At 49.6% G+C, this 20,777-nt stretch carries 16 protein-coding genes; 8 read left to right on the top strand and 8 right to left on the bottom strand.

Annotated features, from left to right (window positions below):
* Window positions 1-3: 3 nt before the first annotated feature.
* From thrA to T499_RS0110350, 3 genes are all read right to left on the bottom strand, one after another.
* A complete protein-coding gene (gene thrA, locus T499_RS0110360) occupies window positions 4-2,436 on the bottom strand; it encodes a bifunctional aspartate kinase/homoserine dehydrogenase I (protein WP_033150906.1) in 2,433 nt (810 codons plus the stop codon).
* A gap of 129 nt (window positions 2,437-2,565) precedes the next feature.
* Window positions 2,566-3,312 (bottom strand): peptidoglycan editing factor PgeF, encoded by a 747-nt coding sequence (pgeF, locus tag T499_RS0110355; RefSeq protein WP_033150905.1) that lies wholly within the window; start codon window positions 3,310-3,312, stop codon window positions 2,566-2,568.
* 11 nt (window positions 3,313-3,323) lie between these two features.
* Window positions 3,324-4,319, bottom strand: coding sequence for a TlpA disulfide reductase family protein (locus tag T499_RS0110350; protein WP_033150904.1), 996 nt, complete (start codon window positions 4,317-4,319; stop codon window positions 3,324-3,326).
* Window positions 4,320-4,449: 130 nt separating this feature from the next.
* Here T499_RS0110350 and T499_RS0110345 point away from each other — a divergent pair, with 130 nt between their 5' ends.
* The 4 genes from T499_RS0110345 to T499_RS0110330 all read left to right on the top strand — a co-directional run bounded on the left by T499_RS0110345 (window position 4,450) and on the right by T499_RS0110330 (window position 9,827).
* Window positions 4,450-5,178, top strand: a complete 729-nt coding sequence (locus tag T499_RS0110345; protein ID WP_033150903.1) for a hypothetical protein — start codon at window positions 4,450-4,452, stop codon at window positions 5,176-5,178.
* A gap of 78 nt (window positions 5,179-5,256) precedes the next feature.
* Complete coding sequence (locus tag T499_RS0110340; protein ID WP_033150902.1) at window positions 5,257-5,451, top strand: hypothetical protein; 195 nt, start codon at window positions 5,257-5,259, stop codon at window positions 5,449-5,451.
* Window positions 5,452-5,590: 139 nt separating this feature from the next.
* Entirely contained in the window at window positions 5,591-8,260 is a 2,670-nt protein-coding gene (locus T499_RS0110335; protein WP_033150901.1) for a mechanosensitive ion channel family protein, read from the top strand.
* 22 nt (window positions 8,261-8,282) lie between these two features.
* A complete protein-coding gene (locus T499_RS0110330) occupies window positions 8,283-9,827 on the top strand; it encodes a clostripain-related cysteine peptidase (protein ID WP_198021288.1) in 1,545 nt (514 codons plus the stop codon).
* A gap of 84 nt (window positions 9,828-9,911) precedes the next feature.
* Here the strand turns inward: T499_RS0110330 and T499_RS14695 are convergent, their stop codons facing one another.
* On the bottom strand, window positions 9,912-10,016 hold the full coding sequence (locus T499_RS14695; protein WP_157054591.1) for a smalltalk protein: 105 nt from the start codon (window positions 10,014-10,016) through the stop codon (window positions 9,912-9,914).
* Between the two features lie 631 nt (window positions 10,017-10,647).
* Between T499_RS14695 and T499_RS0110320 the strand changes: the two genes are divergently transcribed.
* Window positions 10,648-13,077: an ATP-dependent helicase gene (locus T499_RS0110320; RefSeq protein WP_033150898.1), complete on the top strand. Its 2,430-nt coding sequence runs from the start codon at window positions 10,648-10,650 to the stop codon at window positions 13,075-13,077.
* Between the two features lie 24 nt (window positions 13,078-13,101).
* Here T499_RS0110320 and T499_RS0110315 read toward each other — a convergent pair whose 3' ends face one another.
* From T499_RS0110315 to recQ, 4 genes are all read right to left on the bottom strand, one after another.
* The gene (locus tag T499_RS0110315) at window positions 13,102-13,233 is read right to left on the bottom strand and encodes a hypothetical protein (RefSeq protein ID WP_013065414.1); all 132 of its coding nucleotides are present in this window, start codon (window positions 13,231-13,233) and stop codon (window positions 13,102-13,104) included.
* A gap of 6 nt (window positions 13,234-13,239) precedes the next feature.
* Window positions 13,240-14,700, bottom strand: a complete 1,461-nt coding sequence (locus T499_RS0110310) for a DUF4270 domain-containing protein (RefSeq protein WP_033150897.1) — start codon at window positions 14,698-14,700, stop codon at window positions 13,240-13,242.
* 27 nt (window positions 14,701-14,727) lie between these two features.
* On the bottom strand, window positions 14,728-15,543 hold the full coding sequence (locus tag T499_RS0110305; protein ID WP_033150896.1) for a glycogen/starch synthase: 816 nt from the start codon (window positions 15,541-15,543) through the stop codon (window positions 14,728-14,730).
* Window positions 15,544-15,690: 147 nt separating this feature from the next.
* Window positions 15,691-17,514 (bottom strand): DNA helicase RecQ, encoded by a 1,824-nt coding sequence (gene recQ / locus T499_RS0110300; protein WP_033150895.1) that lies wholly within the window; start codon window positions 17,512-17,514, stop codon window positions 15,691-15,693.
* 120 nt (window positions 17,515-17,634) lie between these two features.
* Between recQ and T499_RS0110295 the strand changes: the two genes are divergently transcribed.
* Genes T499_RS0110295 through T499_RS0110285 form a run of 3 tightly spaced genes read left to right on the top strand, consistent with a single transcriptional unit; the run spans window position 17,635 to window position 20,763 of the window.
* Window positions 17,635-18,108, top strand: coding sequence for a helix-turn-helix domain-containing protein (locus T499_RS0110295; protein ID WP_013065379.1), 474 nt, complete (start codon window positions 17,635-17,637; stop codon window positions 18,106-18,108).
* A gap of 44 nt (window positions 18,109-18,152) precedes the next feature.
* Window positions 18,153-20,060: a dipeptidyl peptidase 3 gene (locus T499_RS0110290; protein WP_232221091.1), complete on the top strand. Its 1,908-nt coding sequence runs from the start codon at window positions 18,153-18,155 to the stop codon at window positions 20,058-20,060.
* 58 nt (window positions 20,061-20,118) lie between these two features.
* The gene (locus T499_RS0110285) at window positions 20,119-20,763 is read left to right on the top strand and encodes a DNA alkylation repair protein (protein ID WP_033150893.1); all 645 of its coding nucleotides are present in this window, start codon (window positions 20,119-20,121) and stop codon (window positions 20,761-20,763) included.
* Window positions 20,764-20,777: the final 14 nt, after the last annotated feature.

Here is a 20,777-nt window from a genome sequence, read left to right as displayed (position 1 = left end):
AAATTAAATATTTGCGATACTCATGATGTTGGCGAACACTCCGGCTGCTGTTACGCTGGCGCCGGCGCCGTATCCTTGTATCAGCATCGGGTACTCCTTGTAGCGCTCGGTGGTTAGCAGTACGATGTTATTACTACCCTCCAGACGATAGAACGGATGGTTGATATCCACCTCACGCAGCGCCACATTCGTTACGCCATTCTCCATCGTAGCCACAAAACGCCAACGCTTACCCTCGGCCTCCAACTTCTTTCTACGAGCCTCAAAGTCGGCATCCAGTGCAGGCAACTTCTTCCAGAAGTCATCCACGCTGCCCTCAAAGTACTCGTTAGGCACAAACAGGTGCTTCTCTACGTCGGCCTGTTCCACCTTGTAGCCAGCCTCACGGGTCAGGATCACCAGCTTGCGCACCACGTCGGTACCACTCAGGTCGATACGTGGGTCGGGCTCGCTGTAGCCCTGCTCCTTGGCGCGTCGTACGGTCTCCGAGAAAGGCACGTCGGCAGCTATCTCGTTAAATATAAAGTTCAGCGTACCACTCAGCACGGCCTCGATTTTCAGGATCTTATCGCCCGAGTTACGCAGGTCGTTGATGGTGCCGATGATAGGCAGACCAGCGCCCACGTTGGTCTCGTAACGGAACCACACACCACGGTCGCGAGCCGTCTTCTTCAGCTTCATATAGTTAGCGTAATCGCTCGAAGCCGCCAGTTTGTTGGCTGCAATCACGCTGATGTTATGCTCTAAGAACGATTGGTACAGCGCTGCAATATCCTTGCTGGCGGTACAATCCACAAACACGCTATTAAATATGTTCATGCCAATCACCTCGTCGCGTAGGTTCTTGCCCTGCGCCTCGGGTGCCTTCAGCAGTTCGCGGTAGTTCTCCAGGTCGATGCCATCGCGGTCGTAGATACCAGCCTTCGACGAGGCGATACCCACCACGTTCAACTTCAGTCCGTTACGCTGCATCAGCGTTTCGTACTGACTGCGAATCTGCTCAATCAGCTTGCCACCCACGGTACCCACACCGCAGATAAACAGGTTAAGCACCTTGTACTCAGAGAGGAAGAACGAGTCGTGCAGCACGTTCAGCGACTTACGCAGGAACTTGCCATCCACTACAAACGATATGTTGGTCTCCGAAGCACCCTGTGCACAGGCAATCACGCTGATACCGCTGCGACCCAATGTGCCAAACAGTTTACCGGCGATACCAGGCGAGTGCTTCATGTTCTCGCCCACGATAGCGATGGTGGCCAGTCCGCTCTCGGCATGCATGGGGAACATGGCGCCCGTCTCAATCTCCTTGGCAAACTCGTCGTTCAGCACCTCTACAGCATCGTTTGCATCCTCGTCGCGCACACCGATTGAGGTTGAGTTCTCTGATGATGCCTGCGATACCATGAACACACTGATACCCTTGTTGGCCAACGTGGTAAAAATGCGTCGGTTCACACCAATCACACCCACCATCGACAGTCCGGTAACCGTAATCAGCGTGGTACCCTTAATGCTGCTGATACCCTTAATAGGCTTCTGATCGTTCTCAATATGATCCTTAATCAGCGTGCCCGGGTGTTCGGGGTTGAATGTATTCTTAACCTTAATGGGAATGTTTTTTACGCAAACGGGGTAGATGGTTGGGGGATAGATTACCTTGGCGCCAAAGTTACACAGCTCCATCGCCTCGATATAACTCAATTCGTTGATGGTGTAAGCCGTTTTAATCACACGTGGGTCGGCCGTCATAAAGCCATCCACGTCGGTCCAGATCTCCAGCACCTCGGCATCCAGTGCTGCAGCAATGATGGCGGCTGTGTAATCGCTACCGCCACGTCCCAGGTTAGTGGTCTCGCTGGTGTCCTTATCTCTACTGATAAAGCCAGGCACCACAGCCACCTCGGGCATATCTTTAAACGCCTCGCGAACCAGCTGGTTGGTCAAATCGGCCACCAGACGGTGCTTGCCGTTCTTTTTTTCTGTACGGATAAAGTCGCGACTGTTCATGCGCTTGCCACCCTTAATGAGTGTGGCCACGATGTTCGACGATAAACGCTCGCCGTAACTTACAATCGCATCTTCGGTCTTTTTCGAGAGATCGTGAATCAGATATACGCCATAATAAATGCTCTTCAACTGGTCGAACAGCTGATCCACTTTATTGAATAAATCTACGCGCTTTTTGTCATCGGTAATGATGGTGTCGATCATTTGGTGATGTCGTGTCACCATAGCGTCGAATTCCTCGCGCCACTTGTCGTCACCCTTCAGGGCCATCTGCGATGTGGCAATCAACTTATCGGTGATACCGCCCAGCGCACTAACTACTACTACGACAGGTTGCGTCCGAGCCTCTGTCTCAACGATTTTTTTCAAGCTAAGAATGCTTTTTACGGAACCTACGGACGTTCCGCCGAATTTCAATACTTTCATATTCCTATGCAATTTATCTTGCCTTTAGCGGTACCCTTAAACAAGCAGGGCTTCATCCACTGGCGCTGCAAAGGTAAGTGTTTTTAAGCAAATGGCCAAATTTCTGAAAGAATTTTTAGCCATTTACTTTCATTTTATCATAATTCCCGTATAAATTCTTCCACTTTTTATACCCAGGCGCCTGGCCGAGAAAAATTGGTCGTAGTGCTCGTAGGTACAAACGGCGGCTGTTTCAATGTGTTTTTCATCTACGCCCGTCAGCTGCATATCCAGCGCGTTGGCCTGCCAAAGGTCGATGTGCCACTTGCCGTTACGCTTAAAGGCTATGCGGTTCATGTCGAAATCCGCCTGCGCAAAGGCGTCATACACCTCGTCGCCCACCTCAAAGGCATCAGGACCGATGCTGGGGCCTATCACTATCTTCAGGTCTTCAGGTTTGGTGCCGTATCGCTGCTGCATGGCCTCGATGGTTTTGCGGCCGATACGTGCCACAGTGCCTCGCCATCCCGCGTGGGCAGCTGCTATCGCGCGCGTGCGTGCATCATACATAAGTATAGGCACACAGTCGGCTGTTGATACGCCTATGCAGGTACGGGGCAGGGTAGTTATCAGGGCGTCGATACCCTCAAAGCGGTCGCCCAGGTTCCCGGCTGTTACCTCAGCCACCTTGGTGTCGTGTACCTGGCGTGGCAGCACCAGATGCTGGTCGTCTATCTCCAGCATCTGGCACATGTCGCGTCGACAATCGGCTACGTGCTGCGCATCGTCGTCGGTATACCAGGTAATGTTAAACCCCTGGTAAGGTTCGTCCATATCCACAAAGCCTCGCTCAGTCGAGAAGGCAATGATGTCGTGTTCTTTCTGCAGATGTAGCATGCCGTTGGTTTTTATTCGCCGAAAATCTCCTTCAGTTTGTCCTGCAGTCCCTGTGCACGCAAGCCGCGAGCCACAATCTTACCCTGTGGGTCAATCAGCAGGTTATCAGGAATGCTGTTCACCTCGTACAGTCCCGAAGCCACAGTCTTCCAACCCTTCAGGTCCGACAGATGTGTCCAAGGCATCTTCAGGTCGGTGATAGCCTTTACCCAAGGCTCCTTTCTGTTGTCGAACGAGAGTCCTACGATGTCAAATCCCTTATCGTGATACTTCTCGTAAGCCTTTACCACGTTAGGCATCTCAGCGCGACAAGGTGCGCACCACGAAGCCCAGAAATCTACCAGCACCCATTTGCCTTTACCCACATACTCGCTCAGCTTGTGCATGTTGCCGTCGGTATCGGGCTCCTCCAGGTCGGTAAACTGCTTACCAATGTAGGCAGCCTTCTTGGCTCTGTCGGCCTGCTCAAACTCATACTCCTTGATAGCACTCTGCACGGCGGGGTGATTAGCCCAAACAGGCTTGGTAGCCATCGTCTTCTGCAGCTTCTCCAGTCCGAATTCCTCCAGATACTGCTCCACAAAAGCCACAGGAATCATGGTGTTCACCTCGTCGGTATAAATCTTCTCCAGGCCAGCCTTTACACCCAGTTTGCCGTAGGCCGCATTCATGTCGATATCGTAGCGCACCAGTCGCTCGTTCTGGGCCGATCCAGTTACGGTAGTGTCGTTCAGGTTCACAGTGATAGGTGTACCATCGTTGATAATGGGCATCATCCAGCTAACGCTGCTGTTTCTGATTATCAGCAACGCATTCTTCTCGGCTGTACCGCTAATGCTGAACTTGCCGTTCTCAACCGTAGCGTTCTCCATCTTACGCGCCTGAGCGTCAATCACTACCACCTTGGCGCCATTATCCTTACTCACACCACTGATGGTGTAGTTAACCTGTTGGGCCTTAGCCCCTGCAGCCATCATGATAGCCGCTGCAAATAATACCTTTTTCATAACTTATGTCTTGTTAATACTACTAATCTAATTTTTGCCTGCAAAGATACAAAAAATCGTAATAACATGACACCATTCCAACTTTTTTTACTATTTTTGCACGCAAATTAATTTTATAACCATAATAAATATGAATAAGATTTTTCAAACGGCGTTAGTCGCCATCCTTAGTATCTACAGCACCCATGTGTTTGCTGAGGGTACCACCATTAACTACCGCTTAGCCTCGGCCGACGAAACACGTAAACTGATGCAGAGCAACACCGAGTACTACGCCAAGATGAATCAGATGGATATCGACTGGCGAGTAAGAAAAGAGGGTAGTACACTCGCCGAACTGCAGACGATGGCCTGGCAGCAGACACGCGACTGGACCGATGCCGAACGTGAATTTATGGCTACCATCGTAGGTATGATTACCGACAGCCTGAACAGCATCGGATGCCAACTGCCCGTACCCTCCGAGATTGTATTCGCCAAAACCACCCAGGCCGAAGAAGGCGGTTCGGCAGGATATACCATCAAGAACATCATATTCCTGAACGAGACGTATATGGGCATGTGCCTGCCTAACGCCGAAAGAACAGCCGAAATAAATAAGATTGCGCTGATGCGTTTTACCGAGTTGGTGGCCCACGAGCTGTTCCACTGCGTAACACGCAACTCACCAGCATTCCGTCAGAAGATGTATGCCCTGATAGGCTTTACGGTGATGGATCACGACATCACGTTCCCCGATGCCATCACACAGCGCATGGGTATCAACCCCGATGTTGAGCACCTCGACAACTATGCCTATTTTACTATCAACGGCACCAAGCGCCGCTGCGAGCTCATACTGCTTTACGATAAATCATAGGCCGAAGCCAGCGCCGAAAAGGGTAACCAGATTGTATTCTTCCAATTTGTAAAGCCAGGCCTTGTGCCACTCGACGATATGAGCAAGGTTTACGATGTCACCGAAGCCAGCGACTTCTGGACCGTTGTAGGCCACAACACCGAATATGTCATCTCTCCCGAGGAGTGCATGGCCGATAACTTCTCGTATGCAGTCGTCCGAGGCATCAACCCAGCCACTCCCTATAACTCACCCCAACTCATCCAGAATATCATCACCGCCCTGAAGCGGTGATGTTTTATTTGATGTCAGGCATCAGCTCCTGGCAGCAATATTTTTATCCACAAAAACTTGGAACTTTAGAATTAATTCTTTATATTTGCGGCGTGATACTAATAACAGAAGGCGGTAAATTAGAATAATATTTCTGACAATGAAAAAACAACTGTTCACAATCATTCTAGCTCTGTGCGTGTGCTCGCTGCCGCTGATGGCTGTGGTGAGCGGAAGGTCGTTGACCAACACGCTGAAAGACCTTTGTACGGAGTTGCAGGCAACCTTTATGCAGCGCTCGGATGCGCAGAAGCGCTTTAACGAGGATTTTGATCGTCAGCATAAGCGGATGATCAACGTGATTACCGAGTCGAACGAGCTCTCGATCCTGCTCTACACCCAGGAACAGGAAATGACGTTCGATCTGGCCTACGCGCTGAAGAAGGTGACGGCCAACTACAAGGACTTCAGTAAAGACCGACGCCCGTACGACCGGATTGTGAACGGTTTGAACTACGAGATTGACCGCAATGCCCGACTGATTGAGGCCCTGCGACGACTGCCGCCGATGATGAAGGAGATAGAGATGGAGATACTGCCCGACAGCTTGTTGTACCGTAACGACTCGCTCGATGTGCATCTTTCCGACTCGCTCTCATTGCTGGAAAAAGAGGTTATCAGGATTGCCTTCAAGGATTCGCTATCTGCCCCCTTTGTGCTGGATTCGATAGGCGAGGCATATCGCGACTCGTGTATCTTCTTCGTGTCAGAGATACTGAAGATGAACGCCAGTAACCGTGCTACCATAGTGGCCGACAGTACGCACTATCAGGAGGCATACCTGCGACTGAAGGAGACCTACGACTATGCCGAGCAGCGCTATCAGGCACTGGAACGCTATATCTTTGTGGACGGACAGACGCCGTTTTTGGACATTATGGCCAACCCTGGTTATTATTGGAATAAAACCAAAGTTGACTTGCGGGGACAGTACAGCCTGAAGGAACTGAGCGACGGGATGGATGAAAGCGATTTGGATGACGACGACGAGGATGATATCGCGTTCTTACAACACTTTTCGAGTAAGGCCGAGAATACCATGCTGGTCGTCGTATGTATCGTACAGCTGGTGGGACTGGTATTATTCTGGTTGCTGGCGCTGCTGATACTATGGCTGCTCTACCGTTATACAAGGCTGAAGCGCTATGTGCCGAAGCGCAAGCTGTCTATCATCTCGATACTGCTAGGCACCTTTATTTACTTCGTGGTGTTCGGATTCTCGCTGTATGGCGACGAATATATCAATCTGGGTGTGGCGCATATCAACACCTTCCTGTGGCTGCTGATTGCCATCACGGGCTCGTTGTTGCTGCGCGTAAGGCCCGAGCAGTTCCGACAGGGCATCATGCTCTATTCGGCCACCTTCCTGGTGGTGCTGATGATTATCTCTTGCCGTATCACCTTTATGCCCGACAAGCTGATGGTGCTGCTGTTTCCACCCATCCTGCTGCTAATTGTTATCTGGCAGTTGTGCTGCTGTATCTGGTTGGGCAGTAAGGCCACATCAATCGACCGCACCTTGGGCTGGTGGGCATTGGCCGTTTATCTGGTGGCCTTTGGGTTCGCGTTTATGGGCTATACCTTTGTGGCATTGCTCATCCTGGTGTGGTGGTATTTCCTGTTGGCAGCCTGGCTCACCGTGGTGTGCATACGCGACCTGATGAGCCGCTACAAGGAACGCTGGATCGACAAGCGGGTTGACAGTCTGCGCAATCGTATCACCTACGTATCGGGCGACGACCGCGAACAGCTGTTGTTTGGTGCTACGTGGTTCTACGACCTGATCCGTCAGGTGGCCATCCCCTGCATTGTGCTGCTCTCGTTGCCGTTGTGTGTGCGCCTGTCGTTGGGCATCTTCGACTTCGACGATCTTTTTGTACGCTTCTACGAACGACCGTTTATCCATCTCACCGACATGAACGATGTGGAGACGTTGAGCATATCGGCCCAGAGTATCATCTATCTGCTGATACTCTTCTACGTCTTGCGTTACACCAGCAGGGCCGTACACGCCATCTGGCAGTATGCCCGTTACGTTACTTTTATGCGTAAGCATAACCGCGATTCCATCCGTCCGAACGAAATCAACCTGTCGTTGGGCAACAGTATCATCAGTGTGTTTATCTGGATGGTGTTTGCTTTGGTGGTTATCACGGAATGGCAGATTCCTACGGGGTCGTTAGGACTGATAGCGGGAGGTCTGTCGGCTGGTGTCGGTCTGGCGCTCAAGGATGTGATCAACAACTTTATTTACGGCATACAGCTGATGGGTGGACGACTGCGTGTAGGCGACTGGATAGAGTGCGATGGTATCCGTGGTAAGGTAACGGCCATCAATTACCAGTGTGTGCAGGCCGAGACTATCGAGGGCACGGAGATGTCGTTCCTCAACTCGTCGCTGTTTGGTAAGAACTTCAACAACCTGACGCGTAACAACTCGTATGAGTTGACGATTATCACCGTGGGTGTGGCTTACGGAACCTCGGTGCAGCATGTGCGTGAGGTGTTGGTTGAGGCGATGCAGAAGATGTGTACCAAGGATAAATACGGACGGGATATTGTGGATCCCAAGTACGGTGTTTATGTGGTTGTGGGAAATATGAGCGACAGTGCTGTTGACATCAATGTGAAGCAGTATGTGTTGGTGGCCGAGCAGATTGGTTATCGTGATCGTGCCAAGGAGGTGATCTACGAGGCCCTCAACGCCGCGGGCATCACCATTGCCTTCCCTCAGTGCGATGTACACTTGATTTCAAACGAAGAAAAATAAGTTTAACTAACCTTTTATGATTATGACTAAAAAGTACCTATTAACCCTTGCAGCCGTTCTTTGCTGCGTAATGACTATGACGGTGATGACCGCTTGTGTAAATGATGATAATTCTGCTGGTTCCGACCGTCCATCAGGGCAAACCGAGTATGCCATCCTGTTATATGGTTATGGAGGTCGCAATCTCGACATTGGTATCTTGGGCAACATGATGGATTTCTACAAAGCCAAGTCCGAAAGCTACGGTAAGGTAAAGATAGCCTGCCAGTACAAGTACTCGTCGGCCGAAGATATGCAGAAGTATTGGTTCGACATGCTTAACGAAAAACTGCCTGACGAGACCGTAAAGGCTATTAAGGATATGGAACTGCAGACCGTACGTTTCGTCGTCGACAATACCGTAAATGCCCCCGATGAAAATGTTCTGTTGAACAAGGAGTATATTTATGGCCCCAAGGACAACTACGTGGCCAATGTCGATTCGCTCACCAACTTCATCAACTGGGCCACCAAAGCCTGTCCTGCCAAGCACTACATTCTGATTGTGAGCGACCATGGTGGCGGCTATCAGCCACACGACGACCTGCCATTTAATGCGCCGTCACAAACCAGAGGCGTGCTTTACGACCAAAGCCACAAGCCTAACGAAAACTTCACCGCATCGTCATTAAAGTATGCCATCGGTCGTGCTAATGCTCACATGGACGTGATTTATCTCGATGCCTGCCTCATGAATACCATCGAGTATCAGTTCGAACTCAAGGAACTTGCCAACTACTTTATCCTGTCATCATTCACAGTGCCTGGAGCTGGCGGCAGCTATTCGGTACTGATCGACGAGCTGGCAAAGAACACTGGCGACATAGAAACAGCCCTGAAGAACTTCAACAAAGCCAGCGTCGATAAGTGGGACAACGATGCTGCCAAACAAGCTGCACAGGGAAGTACAGATTCCAAGTGGGACTATCACGACATGACCGTTACCCGCACCAGCGCCCTCGATGCCTTTGGTGCAAAGTTCAAGGAGTTTACCGATAAACTCGTGGCCGCTTATGCCGACGAAAGCCATAAGGCAAAGATTGATACCATCACCAAATACGCCTTCAAGGTTAACAACGAGCGTCCGGGCTACGATCTGGTAGATTACGCCAAGAGCATAGTAGATGCACTGCCCGACGTTTACGATGATCATTTCGCTCTCGAGATAGGAACAGCTTTCAACAACTGTCTGGTAAGTCAGTATTGCAGCGATTTCCTGATGAACAAAGGTCTGTCGGTAGATTGCAGCATCATGTTAGGCGTAGAGGGTAGCTACTATTTTTACGACTATGATAGGGAAAAACCTGAGATTCTGAAAGGATACAAAATTTACCATGCCGACGGCAAACTTGAAACTTACAAGAGTGGCGTAGCAGAGCCAGAAGTAACCACCTGGCCATCCACCCTCGAGGCCACCTACGAGCAGTTAGCATTCGACAAGGCAACCGGCTGGAGCCGCTGGATCAAGTTCAACAAACAGCTGCCATGCAATAACAGTCCCGTAGAGATGCATTTTGCTATCGAATAATGCATTTACCTTATCAGGAATACAAAAACCCTCAGGCTTCGCATAGAAACCTGAGGTTTATTACATTTCTGCATTTTTGCATTTTTACATTGTTGCAACGCAGCTCGTGGTGCCCAGTGCCGTTACAATCGCCGTAGCGATCGATGCTATCATCTGCACGATGAATTTCAATGTTTCCTTCTTACTCATAATCTTTAATGTATAATGTTTAATATTTTCAATAATCTCGTTTTGTCGCCTTGGAGTGCAGGTTTTAGCCGCTATTAGTACTTTCAATTGTTACTATTAATGCGCGCAATTTCTAGATTTAATTCTCGCCGCTCGAGCTATGCTCGCTTGGCTTGTCCAAGAATTTTTAGCCTTAATGCCGCTGCTCTTACTCTCTCAATTTGACAATGCAAAGGTACTAAAAATTCAAATATAAAACAATAGTTCCCCTCGATTATTTTTCATAAAATCAAAAATATTTTTTAGACTTCTTCATCGGTGTTGCACAGTTGCGCAGTTGCGCAGTTGCATTTGCTTTCAACGAAGTAGCCTGAAAAAGTTGACTATTATCTTATATATATTATATATTATAATATATAATATATATAAATATTATATTGAGATTTTAGTCTCTTACAACCGCGCATCGCAAATTCCTAATGCAACTGTGCAACTGCGTAACCGCGTAACACTGTAACAGCGTGGCTTTTTTCGTATCTTTGCGATAGAAATCGCGAAGATACTCACGCTCGGCATAAAAAAGATTGAAAATCTTTTGTTCTGCTCTCGACTTTTTCGTATCTTTGCATCTGCAATACAAGAAAGGATAAGAATGAACATCGATATACTACGTGAACTAAATGACAGTCAGCGCGTTGCAGTGGAGTACTGCGACGGTGCGAGTCTGGTGATTGCTGGTGCAGGATCGGGTAAAACACGTGTGCTGACGTATAAGATTGCCTGGCTGCTGGAACAGGGTATGAAGCCCTGGCAGATACTGGCGCTGACATTTACCAACAAGGCGGCACGCGAGATGAAGGACCGTATAGGACGGCTGGTAGGCGAGGAGCAGGCTCGCTACCTGCAGATGGGCACCTTCCACAGTGTGTTTGCACGCATACTGAGGGCCGAAGCGGATAAGATAGGTTACAACGCGAACTTTACGATTTACGACCAAACGGATGCACGATCGCTGGTGAAGACCATCATTAAAGAGATGGGACTGGATGACAAGGTGTACAAGCCATCGTCGGTGGCGGACCGTATATCGCTGGCCAAAAACCACTTGCTGTTACCGCAAGCGTACCAACAGAGTGCCTGGGCTGCGGATGATGCCACACAGAAGCGCCCGCAGGTAGCCAATATATATATAAGGTATGCGGAGCGTTGCCGACAGGCGAATGCGATGGACTTTGACGACCTGCTGGTACAGACATGGGTGCTGTTTGAGAAGAACGAGGAGGTAAGACAGAAATACGTAGAGAAATTCGGGTTTGTGCTGGTGGATGAGTATCAGGACACGAACTACGCGCAGCAATCGATTGTGTATCAGCTTACCAAGGAGCGACAGAAGGTGTGCGTGGTGGGCGATGATGCGCAGAGTATCTACAGCTTTCGTGGTGCCAACATTGATAACATCCTGAATTTCCAAAGCCAGTATAACAATGCCAAGCTGTTTAAGCTGGAGCAGAACTACCGATCGACACAGCTGATAGTACAGGCGGCGAACTCGCTGATACGACGCAACGAGCGACAGATACCGAAGAACGTGTTCTCGAAAAACGAGCATGGAGAAAAACTGCAGCTGAAGCCTGCCTACAGCGACCGTGAGGAGGCACTGATAGTGACACAGGACATTAAGAAGCTGAAACGACAGGACCACTGCAACTGGAGCGACTTTGCGATACTGTACCGCACAAACTCGCAAAGCCGAAGCTTTGAGGAGCAGATGCGCAAGGACGGCATACCATACCGCATTTACGGCGGACTGAGCTTTTACCAGCGTAAGGAGATAAAGGACGTGATAGCCTACTTCCGCCTGATAGCGAACCCGGATGACGAGGAGGCCTTTAAGCGCATTATCAACTACCCGGCGCGCGGCATTGGCGACACCACGGTGGGCAAAATCATACAAACGGCGCAGGCTTACGGGGTAAGTTTGTGGCGGGTAATAAAGGACCCAGTGCTGTTCCCGATGGACGTGAGCAAGGGCACGATGACGAAGATACAGAACTTCCGCCAGCTGATAGAGGGCTGGATAGAGCGCCTGCAAACGGAGGATGCCTACACGCTGGGCCACGATATCATTATGAACTCGGGCATCAGCAAGGACATCTACAGCGGACGCAACCCTGAGGACATATCGCGACAGGAGAACCTGGAGGAGTTCTTAGGTGGTATGCAGGACTTTGTGGAGAGTCGACGCGAGGAGGATATGGGCGACGAGGTGTATCTGCCTGATTTCCTGCAGGAGGTGGCGCTGCTGACGGATCTGGACAGCGACGATGGCGACAGCAACGATAAGGTGGTGCTGATGACGGTACACGCTGCCAAGGGACTGGAGTTCCCAACGGTGTTTGTGGTGGGACTGGAAGAAAACATCTTCCCAAGTCCGATGTGTACCAATTCGATGCGCGAACTGGAGGAGGAGCGACGCCTGCTGTACGTGGCGATTACACGAGCCGAGAAGCACTGTATATTGACCTGTGCACAGAACCGATTCCGCTACGGACGTATGGAGTACGACACACCATCGCGCTTTATACGTGATATCGACCCAGAACTGCTGCAGGTACACAGCGAGGCGGGTGGGGCAGGCAGCTTTGGTGCGCCCCAGCATAAGGCTTACAACCGCTACGACGGCGGGGCTTACGGCACTGGTACCACAGGTGGTTACAGCCGTAGCAGCAGGTATGAGAGCGAGGGCCCAGAGTGGATGCAGAACCCGCGCCCGGTGGCCACGCAGTTTAAGGCCGACCCGAAGCCGAGAGCGGTGGCTCCACGACAGCCAGAAAAGCCCGTGAACCCGTTTGGAGCCAACTTTAAGCGTGTGTATAACGCGGTGGCACCACGACCCATGGCGAGCGACCCGAGTGCAAGCGACCTGCGCGAGGGGGCACGTATAGAGCACATGCGCTTTGGTGTGGGTACGGTGGTACGTATAGAGGGTACGGGTGAGAACACCAAGGCAACGGTAGAATTTACCAATGCGGGTACCAAGCAGCTGCTGCTGAAATTTGCTAAGTTCAAGGTGATAGGTTAAGGCCTACGCCAGGCATATAAAAAATTAGAGCGACTCGTCATCGGGTCGCTCTATTTGTCTTTTACCGGCTTTCGGCAGATGCTTCTTCTTACGGATCCAAGCCGCCTTGCGGGCTTCGTAATCCTCGTGATGCTTCTCTAAAAATCCGTCGGCCATATCTGTTTACTGCTTAAATTTGGCATAGATTACCTTTACCTCGATAGGTGAGTTAGCGCCACCAACAAGCTTGGTACTTGAGAGTCCGAGCTGGTTGTGAACATCCGAGATGACTGTGGTGCTATAGCCGTAGCTATCGTAAGATGTCTTGCTGGTGGTAGCAACTGGTACCAGTACTACCTTGTTCCAATCGGGGTGCTTGGCCTCCCAGGCAGCATCGCTCTTCAGGCCCTCGGCCTTCTGGCGTGCCATCTGTGTAATCAGGTTACCAATATTACTAAAGGTGTAAGCATTGGAGCTGAGTGTGGCCATAAACGATGTGGTGTAATCGTACATGGTCTTATTCTCGAAGAACGAATACAGGCTATCCTTCTGCACCATCAGAATATTCTGTGGGGTGCCGATGGGGTACTTGGTGTTCTGTACGCCGCTGTTCTCGCGCTCGAAAGTAACGCTTACCGACAGCAGTGAGTCGTTAGCATGAGCCAGCGAGATATCATCAACTGGCAGTGTTACCTCGGTAAAGATGCCAGCAGGCGACTTGAGGTAAGTGCAGCTGTTGTCGGCTACCAGGCGGTTAAGCGCAGCCTTATCGTTCTCGATATGTGAAGTCTGCAATACCTCGGGAGTCGACGACAGATAGATAGAGGCTGTGTAAGTAGAATCTTCCTCCTTATAGCGGAACTGCGAAACCAGGTCGATCTGACTGATATTGGCCATCACGCCCAGACCATCCGACACCTCGAAGTTGAAGCCAGGAACCAATGTATGGATAAAGGTGTAGGCATTCTTGAACTTCTCAGGGTTAGAATAATACTGGCGCATGAGATAGGTGCCAAAGTTATTATAGGTATTGCCGTCCTTATCGGTATAAGGATCGTTGAGCGAAATGCTTGCAAACTCGGCGTAACCTGATGTGCTGCGAAGACTATCGGAGAAGTGCAGGTTTGAGAGTGCGAACGACGAACTCTTGTTGATACCATCCTTACGTACATAGCCCTCGACAACGGGGTCGAAATTGCTGTAGTACGAACCATCCTCGACGGGCACAGCTAGCTCCTTAACCTTTACCTTGAGTGGTGTGAGCGAGTCGCCATAGCACTTGCTACGGTCGAAGATGAGCCAGATTTCGCACGAGTCGGCAGCGATATCACCATCGCTCTCGCCAAGAATGGTGCTCTTATCGGGCAGAGAAAAGCCTTCGAGCATATTAAACTGAGCCATAAACTCGTTCTTTACGTACGAGTTAGTCTCAGGATCCTTTACCTTTCCGAAATAGCAATCAAAGGTTTTTGAGTAAACCGAATCGGCCATGATGGAACGTGATGTAGCCTGGTACACACCAGTAGAGAACACCATCTTATCGCTCTCGTTGGTAATCGACGAGCCGATAGTTTCGGTATCCTCGCTACAAGATGCCATCGCCATTGCGGTGATTGCAATCGCTGTAAACAATCTAAGTTTCATGTATCGTTGTTTTGGACTTTATTTCTCTTACTTGGCCTCGTCGGCATACAGCGACTCATAGAATGCCTCGTAGGCATCGCCAAAGTCCTCCTGATAACCGAGCAGTGGCTTGTTCTTGGCTGCTGCATAATCGCTAAGCACCTTGCTTGCATCGGGCGCAGCCTGGATAACACCATCGCTATAGTCGATTGCCAACTTACCTAACTCGTCGAAGTCGAATGTATCCTTATAATCGGTAAGCAACTCGGGCTTGGCATCGCGGAACTCCATGAACTGCTTGAAATCAGAACCGAAATCCTTCTCGATGCTCTTATTGTAAAGCGAGGTTACAACCTTGGTCTCGGCAAACGAAGGCTCGTCGCGATAGGCGGTCTTTACATAGAAAGGCACTACGCCAGCCATCCAACCCTGACAGTGAATGATATCGGGCACCCAGCGCAGCTTCTTAACGGTTTCGAGTACACCACGTGCGAAGAAAATAGCACGCTCGCCATTATCGTCGTACTCTACACCTTGCTCGTCGCGCTCTATCAGGCGCTTACCAAAGTAATCGTCGTTATCGATGAAATACACCTGCACACGAGCAGACTGGATTGAGGCAACCTTGATGATAAGAGGGTGATCGGTGTCGTTAATGATAAGGTTCATACCCGAAAGTCGGATGACTTCGTGTAACTGACCACGACGCTCATTAATATTACCCCACTTTGGCATGAAGGTACGAATCTCGTGACTGCGTTCCTGCATAACCTTTGGAAGGTTCTTTCCCATGAGTGACAATGCATTGTCGGGGACGTAAGGAGTGATCTCCTGATTGATAAATAGTATCTTCTTTTTAGCCATCTTTGGATGATTTTACCATGCAAAGGTACTAATATTTTTGCACAAAAATGCGAATTTGTGCTCGTTTTTAGCAAAAATTAGGCACTTTATGCCCCTTTTTTTAGTTTCTTTGTTGCTTTTATTATAAATAAGGTGTAAAAAACGCCCTTAAACGTACTTTTGAATGAGTGATACAAAACGTTCGCCATACTTGCCTTTTTTGTGCTCGCCGATGCCCTGGATGTTGCCAAACTGAGCCAGCGAGGAGGGCTTGATGGTGGCCAATGAATGGAGCACCTTATCGCTGAAAACGATGTATGGAGGAAAACCTTCTTCTTCGGCACACTGCTTGCGCAGCTGACGGAGGGCTTCGAACAGTTTGGGATCCTCGATACCGGTGGTTGGGGGCAATCCGGGGATGGTGATGGTGGGTATCTCCAAACGCAACTTGGGTTTCTTCTTGGGTGCCTCCTTGGCGCTATGATCTACCACACACAGCTGGGCGGGTTTTCGACCGTAAAGCACATCGTCGCCAATGGCGGTTACCTTTACCTTGTTGCCATCGTTATAGGCTATCTCGATAAAGCCCATCTGCAGCATCTGCAACAGATAGTCCTGCCAGTCGGTCAGACTCAGGTCATGTCCCACACCAAAGGTTTTCAGGCGGTCGAACCCCTGGCGCATCACAGCAGGCGAGCGCATACCTTTCAGAATCTCGATGATGGTTGAAATGCGGATATCCTCGTTGGCACGTTTGGCGGCGCTCAGGGCCATCTGCACATAACGGGTGCCGTCAAAGCGCTGGGGTGGGTTGTCGCACACATCGCAGTTGCCGCAGTCGTGGTCGGTCTGCTCACTAAAATAGTTCAACAGTATGCGGCGGCGGCACACGTTCGACTCGGCATACTCCTGCATGCGTTTCAGCTTATCCATATTCACATCCTGCTGACCACTCTGACGGGCAAACTCAGTAAGCTGGATGATATCGGCCAGCGAGTAGAACAGCACGGTATCGGCGGGGGCACCATCGCGACCGGCACGACCAATCTCCTGATAAAAACTCTCGATGCTTTTGGGCATGTTGTAATGGATTACCCAGCGCACGTTGCTCTTATCGATACCCATACCAAAGGCGATGGTGGCGCATACCACCAGCAGCTGATCGTTCTTGAACTGCTCTTGCGTCTGACTGCGCTCTAACGACGACAAACCGGCATGATAGGCAGCGGCGTTGATACCTTTTTTACGCAGGTCGGCAGCTACCTTCTCGGTGGTTTTACGACTGAGACAGTAGATGATGCCTGCATCGTTGGGGCGCGCCTTGATGAAGTTGAGAATAAAGTGCATTTTCTCGGCCGATTTGTAGCCTCTTTTTACCGACAAACTAAGGTTGGGGCGATCGAAGCTTGACACAAACTCGCGCGCGTTCCTTAGTTTAAGTTGCGTAAGAATATCTTGGCGGGTAATCTTATCGGCGGTGGCCGTTAATGCCATCATGGGCACATTGGGAAATTTTTCGCGCAGCACACCCAACTGGGTATATTCGGGACGGAAATCATGACCCCACTGACTGATGCAGTGGGCCTCGTCGATGGCAAAGAGCGATATCTGCAGATGCTGCATAAAATAATCCATCTCGGCAAGCAGTTTCTCGGGTGATATATACAGCAGTTTTATCTGTCCGGCTAAGCATTTGCGACGAATCACGGTATCCAGCGTGGGGTCGTTTCCACTGTTCAGGGCTTCGGCCTCGATACCATTCGAACGCAGCGTCTCGACCTGATCCTTCATCAAGCTGATGAGCGGCGAGATAACGATGGTGATGCCAGGCAGCGCCAAAGCGGGAATCTGATAGCAAATACTTTTACCTCCACCCGTAGGCATGAGCACCAACGCATCATTGCCCGCAATCACGTGGCGGATGATTTCTTCTTGGTTCTGACGGAAGGAAGAATAGCCGAAATATTGTCGTAAAATGCCAAAAATATCCATATTTTTTCAATTTTTCGGCAAAGGTAATACTTTTTTTGCAAATTTTCGGTATTTGTCTTTGTTAAATGAAAAAAAGTTTTTATCTTTGCACATCGTTAAAAATAAAGGTCAAAAAAGCAAATGGCAAAGTACAACATTATTGAAAAGAAAGAGAAGGCAGCGGCTTACAGAAGTTTGGTAAGCCCCAAAATGATGGACGAGATGCAGGAAAAAATCATGAACATCATCGTCATGCAGAAGAAGTATCGCGACAAGGATTATTCGGCAAAGAAGCTTGCCGAGGATTTAGGCACAAACACACGTTACATCTCGGCTGTGGTAAACGTTCGTTTCCACATGAACTATACTTCGTTTGTAAATAAGTATAGAATCGACGAGGCTATGAGTATTCTGGTTGACAAGCGCTATCAGGATTTGCGCATGGAGGAGGTGAGTGATATGGTAGGTTTTGCTAACCGCCAGTCGTTCTACGCTTCGTTCTATCGCGTGATGGGTATGACTCCACGCGACTACCGTCTGCAGCACCTGGAGCAGCACCCAACCATGAAGGCAACAAACGTAAAACGTGGTCGCAAACCCAAAAATGCAAAATAAGCGTGGGATTTAACTATCAAGACGAGCGTTTTGCAGATCTGCAAATGCTCCGTTATCGTTTGAACGGGTTTGAAAAGCTATCGTTACAGCAGAAAAAGTTAGTTTACTACCTGTCGAAAGCAACACTGTTCGGACGAGACATTACATTTGATCAGTTTGGTAAATACAACCTCCGCATCCGCAAGATGTTGGAGGTTGTATATGTTGATATGAATATGCCGCACGATAACGATGACTTCAAGGCGCTTGAGGTGTATCTGAAGCGTGTGTGGTTCTCAAGTGGTATTCACCACCACTATGGTTGCGAAAAGTTCAAGCCAGGATTCTCGGCCGAGTATCTGCGCGAGGCACTGCATCAGGTTGAAGCATGCAAGCTGCCACTGAAATCGGGCGAAACCATCGACGAGATGTGCGACGAACTCTTCCCTGTGATCTTCAACGAAGAGGTGATGCCCAAACGCGTGAATCAGGCCGACGGCGAGGATTTGCTGCTGACATCGGCCATGAACTTCTACGATGGTGTGACACAGGCCGAAGCCGAAGCTTTTTACGAGCAGCAGAAGCAGCAGAACAAGATGCACGACACACCACCTTCGTACGGTTTGAACTCTACCTTGGTAAAGGAGAACGACGAAGTGAAGGAGCAGGTGTGGAAAGCCGACGGCAAGTACGGCAACACCATCCGCCATATTATATATTGGTTAAGAAAAGCCTACGATGTGGCCGAGAATGATAAGCAGAAATCAAGCATTACTTTATTGATAATGTATTATCTGACAGGCGACTTGCAGTTCTTTAATCACTATTGTATAGAATGGCTGCAGGATAAGGAGTCGAAAATCGACTTTATCAACGGATTCATCGAGGTGTATGGCGACCCATTAGGACTGAAAGGTTCGTGGGAAGGCTTGGTGGAGTATATCGACGAAGAGGCCACTCATCGCACACAGACCATCAGCCAGAACGCCCAGTGGTTCGAGGATCACTCGCCAGTAGATGCGCGTTTCCGCAAGCCTGTAGTAAAAGGTGTGTCGGCCAACGTGATTTGTGCCGCTATGCTGGGTGGCGACGAATATCCCGCTACAGCCATCGGCATTAACCTGCCTAACGCCGACTGGATTCGTGCTGCTTACGGCAGTAAGAGCATTACCATCAGCAATATTACCGATGCGTATAACAAGGCTTCGAAGGGCAGCGGTTTCAAGGAGGAGTTTGTAAGCGACGAAGAGACGCTGCGCCTGATTGAGAAATACGGCGACGTGTGCGACGACCTGCATACCGACCTGCACGAGTGCCTGGGTCATGGTAGCGGACAGTTGTTGCCTGGCGTTGATCCCGATGCGCTGAAGGCTTACAGCAGCACGATAGAGGAGGCGAGAGCCGACCTGTTCGGATTGTACTATATAGCCGACAAGAAGCTGGTAGAGTTAGGCTTGGTACCCGATGAAGAGGCATACAAATCGCAGTATTACACGTATATGATGAACGGATTGATGACACAGCTGATACGTATTACCCCAGGCAACCAGCTGGAGGAGGCGCACATGCGTAACCGCGCACTGATAGCCCACTGGTGCTACGAGAACGGCGACGTAATCAAGCTGGTGAAGCGCGAGGGTAAAACCTACGTTGAAATCAGCGATTATGCCGAACTGCGCTCGCTGATTGCCCGCTTGCTGGCTGAGATTCAGCGTATTAAGAGCGAGGGTGACTACGAGGCTGCCCGCGATCTGGTGGAGCGTTATGCCGTAAAGGTAGATGCCGAGCTGCACGCTGAAGTATTAGACAGATACAAGAAGCTGAACCTGGCACCTTACAAGGGCTTTATCAATCCGCAGCTGATGCCCGTTTACGATGAAAACGGCGAAATAAGCGACATTACGGTAAGCTACAGCGAAAGTTATGCCCACCAGATGCTGCGCTACAGCGCGGAGTACGGAACGCTGATTTGATGAAACATTAAACATTAAACATTAAAGATTAAAGATTAAACATTATACTTTAAGATTAATGGATTTAAACCAACAGATAAAAGAGATTAAGCAATCATTCCGCCTGATGATGGACGGAATGGTTGCTGCTTCTATGCGCAATAAAGGCGCCAACTACAAACTGAACTGGGGTGCCACCCTTCCCAGGCTAAGAGATAAAGCAGAAGAACTGAAACAAATGTTTAATGTTTCATGTTTAATGTTTAATCAATATGACTTAGCAATAGCGTTGTGGAAGGAGAACGTGCGCGAATGCAAGATATTGGCCACCATGCTGATGCCAGCCGACAAGATGCTGCCTGAAGTAGTAGATATTTGGATGGAACAAACTGATAGTCAGGAGATTGCAGAGCAAGCTTCATTTAATTTATATCAGTATCTGCCTTATGCTGCCGACAAGGCTTACACCTGGATGGCATCGGATAAGGAGCTGTATCAGCTGTGCGGATTCCATATTCTATCGCGTCTGTTTATGAATAAACAGGAGCCTAACGAGCGTGGCATCAACGAGTTTATCGATCAGGCATTGGCTGCCCTCGAAGGCGACAGCTTGATGGTGAAGAAAGCAGCCATGAATGCCATGATTAGATTTGCAGAACTTGGATTAGTATACGAACGTCTTGCAAAAAGTGCATTAAAAAGGGCTAATTTAGAATTTTTTTAAATAAAGTTTCTTTT

The sequence above is a fragment of the Prevotella sp. RM4 genome (assembly GCF_000701965.1).
In the GTDB taxonomy this organism is placed as follows: Bacteria; Bacteroidota; Bacteroidia; order Bacteroidales; family Bacteroidaceae; genus Prevotella; species Prevotella ruminicola.
Note: the sequence above shows the minus strand (reverse complement) of the source record. Positions and strands in the feature narration are given on the sequence as shown.

Bases quoted from the DNA above. Each gene is read 5' to 3' on its own strand.
- thrA (WP_033150906.1), bottom strand. From the start codon at position 2,436: ATGAAAGTATTGAAATTCGGCGGAACGTCCGTAGGTTCCGTAAAAAGC.
- pgeF (WP_033150905.1), bottom strand. From the start codon at position 3,312: ATGCTACATCTGCAGAAAGAACACGACATCATTGCCTTCTCGACTGAG.
- T499_RS0110350 (WP_033150904.1), bottom strand. From the start codon at position 4,319: ATGAAAAAGGTATTATTTGCAGCGGCTATCATGATGGCTGCAGGGGCT.
- T499_RS0110345 (WP_033150903.1), top strand. From the start codon at position 4,450: ATGAATAAGATTTTTCAAACGGCGTTAGTCGCCATCCTTAGTATCTAC.
- T499_RS0110340 (WP_033150902.1), top strand. From the start codon at position 5,257: ATGAGCAAGGTTTACGATGTCACCGAAGCCAGCGACTTCTGGACCGTT.
- T499_RS0110335 (WP_033150901.1), top strand. From the start codon at position 5,591: ATGAAAAAACAACTGTTCACAATCATTCTAGCTCTGTGCGTGTGCTCG.
- T499_RS0110330 (WP_198021288.1), top strand. From the start codon at position 8,283: ATGACTAAAAAGTACCTATTAACCCTTGCAGCCGTTCTTTGCTGCGTA.
- T499_RS14695 (WP_157054591.1), bottom strand. From the start codon at position 10,016: ATGAGTAAGAAGGAAACATTGAAATTCATCGTGCAGATGATAGCATCG.
- T499_RS0110320 (WP_033150898.1), top strand. From the start codon at position 10,648: ATGAACATCGATATACTACGTGAACTAAATGACAGTCAGCGCGTTGCA.
- T499_RS0110315 (WP_013065414.1), bottom strand. From the start codon at position 13,233: ATGGCCGACGGATTTTTAGAGAAGCATCACGAGGATTACGAAGCCCGC.
- T499_RS0110310 (WP_033150897.1), bottom strand. From the start codon at position 14,700: ATGAAACTTAGATTGTTTACAGCGATTGCAATCACCGCAATGGCGATG.
- T499_RS0110305 (WP_033150896.1), bottom strand. From the start codon at position 15,543: ATGGCTAAAAAGAAGATACTATTTATCAATCAGGAGATCACTCCTTAC.
- recQ (WP_033150895.1), bottom strand. From the start codon at position 17,514: ATGGATATTTTTGGCATTTTACGACAATATTTCGGCTATTCTTCCTTC.
- T499_RS0110295 (WP_013065379.1), top strand. From the start codon at position 17,635: ATGGCAAAGTACAACATTATTGAAAAGAAAGAGAAGGCAGCGGCTTAC.
- T499_RS0110290 (WP_232221091.1), top strand. From the start codon at position 18,153: ATGCTCCGTTATCGTTTGAACGGGTTTGAAAAGCTATCGTTACAGCAG.
- T499_RS0110285 (WP_033150893.1), top strand. From the start codon at position 20,119: ATGGATTTAAACCAACAGATAAAAGAGATTAAGCAATCATTCCGCCTG.